Raw genomic sequence first — 8,548 nt, forward strand, 5'->3', positions numbered from 1 at the left:
GCCCAATATGTTGGCTATGTTCAAGTCGACGACAGCGGAACAATGGTCGACGATCTGACCAAGCTGCGCTTCGAGTACACCGTCCAGCAAGACGACATCAACACACGGGAGCTCAAGGTCACAGGCCTCGCAGAACGAGGGGCCAAAATTACAGACCAAGCCGGAAATGAGGCATTGGTCGAGATCAATCCGGAGCAACTCAATTACACAACCGCTGTTATTGATACAAAAGCGCCAACCAAGCTGCGCTCTACGGATAATTTTATAGAGAATGATGATGGTTTGGATGTTGTCCGTGATCTGCGGGTCGTGACGTTTAAGTTTGAAGCCAATGAAGCGATAGAGTTTGATCTCTCGGCCATTGACTATGGTGCGTTGAATGCACAAACGCGCGAAGAACTTGGATTAAGTCCCGATGCGACGGATGAGGAGATGTCAGCCGCGATAGCTGAAGCCATTGAAGTTGCGGAACAAGCGGTTATTCTTGGCGGATTTGACGTCTCATTTACGGGCTCGCGTTCTGATGAAAACGGATTTGTGCTTCAGGATCTGAGCGGGGATCTTTCTGTCGCGAACTTCCGCCGTGGTATGAATGCGGATGGTGTTGATGATGGCTCGTCATTTTTTGTTGACGTAGTTATCCCGGATCGTTCTTTGGGGGATTTGACTGTCTCTGTATTGCCGAATGCGCTGCGTGATTTGGCAACAAATGAAAATGTCATTGTATATAAGCAGACGCAGTCTGTTGATACCCAGACTGTCAATATCGATGTGATCCCGGCGGCTGGTTTGTTTATTGGTGCGCGATCCAATGTTCAGCTTTATGACGCTAAGGGTCGGGAATTAACCTTTAGTCAGAGCTTGGTTCCAGAAACCGGGCAGGTGAGGTTTGCGGTAGGGGCGAACGAGCTTTATCCTGCCGGGTATCGCGGCGCGGTTTTGGTTGAGGTGACAGATACGGATGCGGCGCCGGATTATATTGATGAATTTACTGGCCAGGGAGTGAGCCTCTCTGACGGTGTGTCGAGTTCTGTGATGCGGGCTGTGTTCAACGTGAACGAGCCTGGCGATGTTGCTGTGACGGTCTCGCCTGTGACGGAACTTGCGGTGCGTAAGCTATTGGAGGAGGTAGGCAACCCGAGCGAGATGTCCCCTCTTGAGGCTGTGCGCGTTGATCAGTTCAACAGCGGTGTCGCGAAGATCTTTGGTTTGGGTGAGATCGTAAAGACCCAAGTTACGGTGGTGAACTCGGCGCTGGTAGAGAGCGCCACGGGTGTTGATGTTGCTGACTTTGACGCGGCAGATGGGATTAGTGCGTCTGAGAAATACGGTCAGGTGCTGGCCATGCTGTCGAGCCGTGACAGTCAGACCGGTTCAATGGCATCTACACTGGATGAGTTGACAGGTCAGATCAAAGCCATCACTTCGGGCGGCACCACGCAGCTAGCCATCAAGCAGGCGGGTGCGGACCAGTTGGTTGAGGCTTTAACCGTCTCAGAAGCCGATGTTGCCCTGGACCAGTCCGGTGTTAACCGGGGCTTGCTGGACGTGGCTTATATAGAAGAGGCGGCGGCGAGCGGCTATGGCTTGAACCTGGCGGAAGCGGAGACCGCGACCGTGCCTGTGAAGGGCGCACAGCTGGGTGATACGGTGGTGGTGCAATGGGGCACGATCCAGAACCCGGACCTTTTAGCAGAGGGCGAGACACTGGGTGACGCCAACACCTTTACGGTAGTGATCACCGAGGCGGATATTGATGCCGATGGCAACGTGCGTGTGCCGGTACCGCTTAATGTGATTGAGAAGCAGGGCGATGCCAGCGAGGTGGCGGTTCGCAATGCGATCATTCCGGCGGGTGCGACCAATGAAGACGGTTCACCCAAGACCGAGGTGACCGAAGACGATTACCAGGCGCCTGTGTTGCTGACGGTGGATATTATCCCGCCGCAGACGACGGTGGCGGCACCGGATGCAGCGGCTCCGTTTGTCACACGAGGTGACGTTGAGGGGATTCGCGGCGGCGATGACCTGAACATCTTGCTGAACAACAGTGCCGATGAGCAGTTTAAATATGCATTAAACACCAACTTCTTAGACGAGTACGAGACGCTGTATACGTCGAAGCTTGCTGAGGAGTTGGCGGGTGCAGTTGATCCATCGAACCCGACGGTCGCGGAGCGAAACGCGGCTGAAGCGGCGGCTGAGGCCCATGCGCTGGCTAACATGAGCGGTGTGCCGGCGGGCTTGCAGGTATCGAACGTTGCGCAGGATGCGGCGTCGGGCACCTGGACCTTTGACTGGTCGTTGGATTTGACCCAGGCGATCTCGGTGGCAGAAGCGGCGGCACAAGCGGCTGCGGAAGCCGCAGGCGAGAGCTATACGCCGCTACCGACCTTTACGGCGGACGACGAGCGTTCGGTGTTCCAGGTGCAGGCGAGCACGGCTGACTTGGTGGGTAACGCCGACGCGGACGATGCCCGCAACGAAGTAATTATTGGATCTGTGAACGACATTGTCGATTCGCCGGCAGAGCAGCAGGTGATGGGCGAGGCGCTCAATCGCTTGAGTACACGCTACGGCGACGACGCGGTTGATACCCGCGCTGAGATCCAAACCATTGCCAATGCCATTGATGGCGTCTCAAGCCTTGAAGCGGCTGGGGATGCGGAGGCTGTTGTAGGCGCGATGACACGTGCCTCACAGACCCTGGTATTGGGTGGCGGTGGCAGTGTGGGCAGCCCTGGCGCGGTAGCGCAGGGCGTACACAACCTGGTCATTGGCGAGCAAACCTATACGCTGGATCTGTCTGATAACGCATCGCCCACGGTGGCGGATGTGATCAGTGCGATCCAAGGCGAGACTGGCTATGCAGATCTACCCTATACGGTGAGTGCGGATGCCAGCGGCAACGGCGTGGCTGTTCAGTGGAAGGCCTTTGGGCCGCAGCCGGCGGCCGTGGCGGATGTGGTGGTAACCACTACACAGACTGCGACGCAGCTGAGCGCGACGATTACCCAGCCGGGTAGTCTATTTAGTTTTGCCGAGCAAGCGATTGCGCTGGAGGGCACGACCGATGCTGAGACCGGGGTGTTTGCGCCGGCCGTTGGTGATGTCGATTTGGCCTTTGGCGGCGTGACGGTCTCGGCCAGTGTGGCCGAGGGTGACACCCTGGCCGATGTACTGACGGCCCTGCAAGGCGAGAGTGACTACAGCAGTCTGCCTTTTGCCTTGGCGATAAACGAAAGCGGTGATGGCTTTACCGCGACCTGGAAGCAAATCCAGAGTGCGGCGGTAACAGAACAGATTACGGTGGACCGTGCCTTCGAGGTGACGACCACCACAGAGACTACGGCGACCATTGTTGAAGCCGGCGCAGCCGGCCTCACGACAGCAGGACTGACGGCGCTAGACATCCAGAACGTGGATGACAGTGAGCTGGCAGCGATTGCCCGCGCGATTGCGAGCGATAGGGCAAGTGTGTCTGCACCGGTCGTGAGTTTTGCTGATGTGACGATGGCGGCGGGTGAGACGACCACCGCCACCCTGACCTTTGCGACCCGCGTGGGGCAAGTGCCCGATGATGCCTTGGCATTGATTGGCGGTAGCTTCTCAACCGAGGGCGCCGAGGGTGCGCCGATCTGGACGAGCACCGATGGCTTGACCTGGACGGCGAGCTTTACGGCGAGCAGTGCGATCGCCAATACCGGACTGACTTATACCGAACAAACCGATGCGGACGGCAATGTCATCCTCGATGACAATGGCAATCCTGTGCTTGAGCCGGTTGTTGTGGATGCCACGACCGATCCGGTGACGTACGACATACCGGCGTCCGCGCTCTCGCAGGTTGCGATAACCGAAGCGCTGGTGAACCGTGTGACTGGCGCCTCTGCCACCGTGGCGGCGTTTGCTGACACCCAAGGTGCGTCTGCGTCCCCTGCGCCGAGTGTGCAGGACTTTGCCGACATGGCGGTTGCGGGTGTGCGCGATGACAACCTCAGCGCGGTGCTGGATGCCTTGGCCTCTGTGCGTGATCGCTTTGAGGGTGAGGGAGACCTATACACCCAGATCCAGACTGTGGCCGATAGCTATAACGCGGTGTTTAACACCGTGTATGCGCAGGGCGATCAGCCGACGGCGACCGATCTGATTGAAGATTTAACGAACCTTGGCGTCAGTAATCTGTCGAGTGATGCGGCGCGCGCAGAAGATCAGACCACGCTGCTGCAGGGTGCCTTACAGGCGGTGGCTGCAGCGAAGGCTGACGTCACCAATGGAGACGGCTCAACCACGACGGCTGCTGAGCAGCAGGCTGGCATGATCAACTCGGTGGCGAAGCTTGAGAGCTTTGTGGCGAGTGCTGAGCGTGTGCTTGCGCGGGCCAATGGCGAGACGAGTGGCGGCGGCACACCGGTGCCGGTCTCAGCGATGACGCTTAAAGTCGTTCATGCGACCTCAGGTTATCCTGATTCATCTGCTGAATATCGCTCAATGTATATTAATGCGGGTGAGGATATCAGTGTGAGGCTGGAAACGGCCGGTGGTACTGTGACCGCTAGAGGCATTGCGGCTTCGCGTGATGATTTGCAGTCGGTTGTGGATGGCTTGAACGCGGATCTTGCGGGCACGGGCTATGAGGTGAGCGTTGCGGGTGGTGAGCTGACCTTTATCCGTACCGATGAGGCGCCGTTTACGTTGGTGCTGGAGAGGCCTACGAACAGCCCAATCTATGGTCGTCTCATCAATACAGAAACGAATGAAGAGCTTTACCCGGATAACGACGGAGAACCAACTAGCTCGTCATCTCGTACATTGGGTGCGAGTGGTGCACCGGTTCAGGTGAGCGACACGGACCTAGCGGCGCTAGGTTTTGAGAGCTTGCTGGCCGATACCGCTGGCAACAGCCGTTTGACGTCGCTGCAGAAGGTTCTTGCGGATCAAGCGGTGGGTGATGGCAGCGCGGCGGTGACCGATTATGCCGATCTGAAAACGCTACTGGATACCGCGTCCAATGCCTTTGATGGCATCGTGGGGCTGACGGCTGCGGCGCAAGGCAGCTATACGGATGATGCGGCTCATGCAGCGGCCATAGCGGCTGCGGCGGCGTCTCTGACGCCTGACAGCTTCAAGGCCATGGGTGTGGACGGTGTCACCGATGTGAGCATCAGCGGCATTGCCGATGCGACCGAGATGTCCGGCATTGTGCTGGAAGCTCTAATAAAAACCCCGGATAGCATTGACAGCTTTGAGGCGATCCAGGCACTTGTCGATAACTACACGCAGGTGCTGTCTGTTGCCTCGGGTGAAGTGACCGGTACAGATGCGGTTATTACCGCTGCGCAGTTTACCAACCTTGGTGTAGCGCTCTCGAGCGATGACGCCCAAGAACCGTCTGCGCTGGCAGAACTGTTGTCGGGGATTATTGCCAACAAGGCGTCGCCGGCAGGCGGCAATGCGACCGACAATGTGGACTCGATTAGTGAGTTGCAAGCCTTGGCGAATGCCGCGAAGAAGGTCTTTGACAGTGCGGCACTCAGTGCAGATCCTGCAGCCGGTGACGCAGGCATATTGGCCACCCAAACAGATTTGAACACACTCGGCTTCGACACGGTCGATGCCGATAACCTTGATGCGATCCAACGTGTCTTGGTGCGCAACGCGGCAGACCGCGATGCGGTGAAAGACTATGCCGATCTGAAGAGCCTGATTGATGCGGCGGTGGATGCGCACACGGCGCTGACGGACGTGGTGGCGACGGCGCAAAGTGGTTCTGCACCGGATCTTAGCGGTCTGGATGAGACTGATTTTGCGGCCATGGGGATTGATGCGGTCGATAGTGACACGGTTAGCGCGGTACTCGATGCGCTGACGCGCACACCCAACACGGTGACAACGGCGGGTGACATTCAGACCATTGTTGACAGCTACAATGCGATCTTCGACGTGGCTGAGATCGATACGGGCAGCTTCACGCAGGCTGATCTTGCGAATATCGGCATTACATTGGCCGATGGTTTGAGTGATAACGATGCGAGCCTGGCCTCGGGTGTTATTGCAGAGCTTTCCTTTACTGAAGTCGATACGGTCGACAAGGTACAAGGCATTGTGGATGCGATCGATGCGGTGTTTGCCAATGCGGCGCGCACAAGCGATGACGACACAACGAATACGGTCACGGTCACAAAAGACCAGCTCCTCACGTTGGGTTTTTATGATCCGATTGCCGAAGAGGTGACCGATGAGAACCTCGACGCGATCCAGCGTGTGCTGACGGATCTGGCGGATGAGGATGGGATTGCCGATTACGCGAACCTTAGAACGTTGATTGAAGATGCGATCATTGCGCATCAGGATATTCTGGATGCTGTTGGCTATGACGCGACAGGCGTTACCACGGATACCTATGCCGAGATGGGCATTGATGGCGTAGACGCTGGCAACCTTGCTGCTATTAACGATGCACTGGTGAGCGCGAACAACCCGCTAGTGACTGCGGCACAGATTACCGCTGCGGATGTGCAGACCCTGGTGGATAGCTACAACCACATCTTGGATCTGCGTGAGGTAGGCGCTACGTCCACAATTGTACTTGATGCCAATGACTTTACCGATTTGGGTGTCACGCTCAAAGCAGCAGGCGCAGAGCAAACGCAGCAACTCGCCTACTTGCAAGAGATCATCAAGACCAATCTCGGTAGTGGTGATATTGCGACCGTTGCGGGTCTACAAGACCTTGCGGATGCCACCTCGGATCTGATCGACATGATCCAAGGTGTGAGCCCAGATAGCGACGGTGTAACGGGGCTTACGCCTGATCAGTTTGCGTTACTGGGTATTAACGACGGTAGTGACCCTGCAGGGCCTATCACTGCGGCGCAAGCCGATATGCTGAGCAAGCGTTTGGCGCTGACAGCAGATGACCTATCAGACGTTACCAACCTCGCAACCGACCTCAAAGGGCTATGGGATGCGGCGACAGCGTCGATGGCCAAGATCAAAGCCTACGCTGAATCTGATGCAACGGCTGACTTCGACACCAGTGGTAGCTTCGATAGTGGCGATGTGCCTACCGTAGATGACTTCAAAAACATCGGTGTTGTCGATTACGCTGCTCCAGTAATTGTCGAAACGCCACAGCTAAGTCTAGATTCTGACGGTGCACTTGCCATCAACGGTAGTGTAAATGATCGACTGGTTCAATTGGAGGTGAATAGCAGTACTTATTATTTTGAAGGCCCACTTTCTTCATCGGTGAGTGATAGGTCAGGTGGTGGGACTTTATTTAATGGTTTGTACCGAATTTATAAAACAACAGACGGGTCATTTGACTCAGATGATTACCTGACTATCGGTGAATATAACGAAATCGTTAATTACATTTCCGATGAATTTGGCATTACTCCAAAAGCGATAACAACTGATGAAAGTCAGGAGGGCTCGGTCCCTAATCTGGGCTTGAATGACATCTTGTTAGACAATCCTGAACTAATCAATGTGGGGGATAAGTACTTTTTCGACCGCTGGTGGGACAGTACGGATTCGACAGCCGAGATAACACAATACACTGTCACTCCTGGCGGCTGGGAGATAAATCTTAGTGCTCTAAGAGACAAGATGAATTTTGGGCGATTTGATCTAAATCTCGATGGATCATACGACGCATCGGAATACCATACTGATGATTTTGATGGTCCCACTCTGGACCAAATTAAGATTATCAGCGAAACAGATACCAGCTTGGAATTTTACGCCTACGCAATTGTCGATAACACAGACATTAGTACACTTCCGGCAGGAACTGAGCTCTATGCGTGGGTACGCCATAAACTCGAGGTGCGAGATGATGGGCATACCTACGATTTGGTGCCAGCACAATCAGGTAGTTCGGGGTTAACCCAAGGGGTCGATTTCGGCGTATCGAATTCTCTAGATACCATGGGCTCGCCTCAAATGGCGATTGATCCACAGACTTCAGACTATTCAGGGATAGTTTGGACGGTCGGTGATAACTTCGATTTTGGTGACTATCTTAATAATAGTGCGTTTGACAACAGGATATATTATCGACCAGATGTTACCGATTTGCAGTTTAGTTTGGATTTTGCCTACGACCAACCACAAAACGATCGAGTGACTTCTCAGGGGTTCTTCATTGATCTAACGGAAGAGCTTAATAGTGATGGTTATCAGCAATTCCTAAACAGTGCTGTTATTTCACCGGCTTTTTCCGGTGATGAAGCTAGCGTCTATCGTTTAGATATTTCTGATTCAAGCTTTGACACGGCGAATTTTTCGGTCACCCTCGAAAATGGTTCATCGGTCACAGATACTTCGATTTTTTCCATTCAGGGTACGCCTGGGACTGCAGGCGCTTATATAGAGCTTCGACCGACTGAATCGGTTAGTGGTCAGATGACGTTGAGTTCTGATACTGGCCTTTCATTGCTTCTGGACTTGAGCCCGCCCCAGCGCGTGGTAATCGATGCTAGACATATTAATTCGATTAACGAGCTATTTGCGGTGGCGAGCGTTGGAGCGGACAACGGTG

At 54.9% G+C, this 8,548-nt stretch carries 1 protein-coding gene; it reads left to right on the forward strand.

Going from position 1 to position 8,548, the window contains the following annotated elements:
* Positions 1 to 42: 42 nt before the first annotated feature.
* The coding region (locus AAC620_RS12185) for a beta strand repeat-containing protein (RefSeq protein ID WP_340245350.1) at positions 43 to 8,548 on the forward strand (8,506 nt) is incomplete at its 3' end.

This window comes from Roseobacter sp. HKCCA2468 (assembly GCF_037805105.1).
Classification (GTDB): domain Bacteria; phylum Pseudomonadota; class Alphaproteobacteria; order Rhodobacterales; family Rhodobacteraceae; genus M30B80.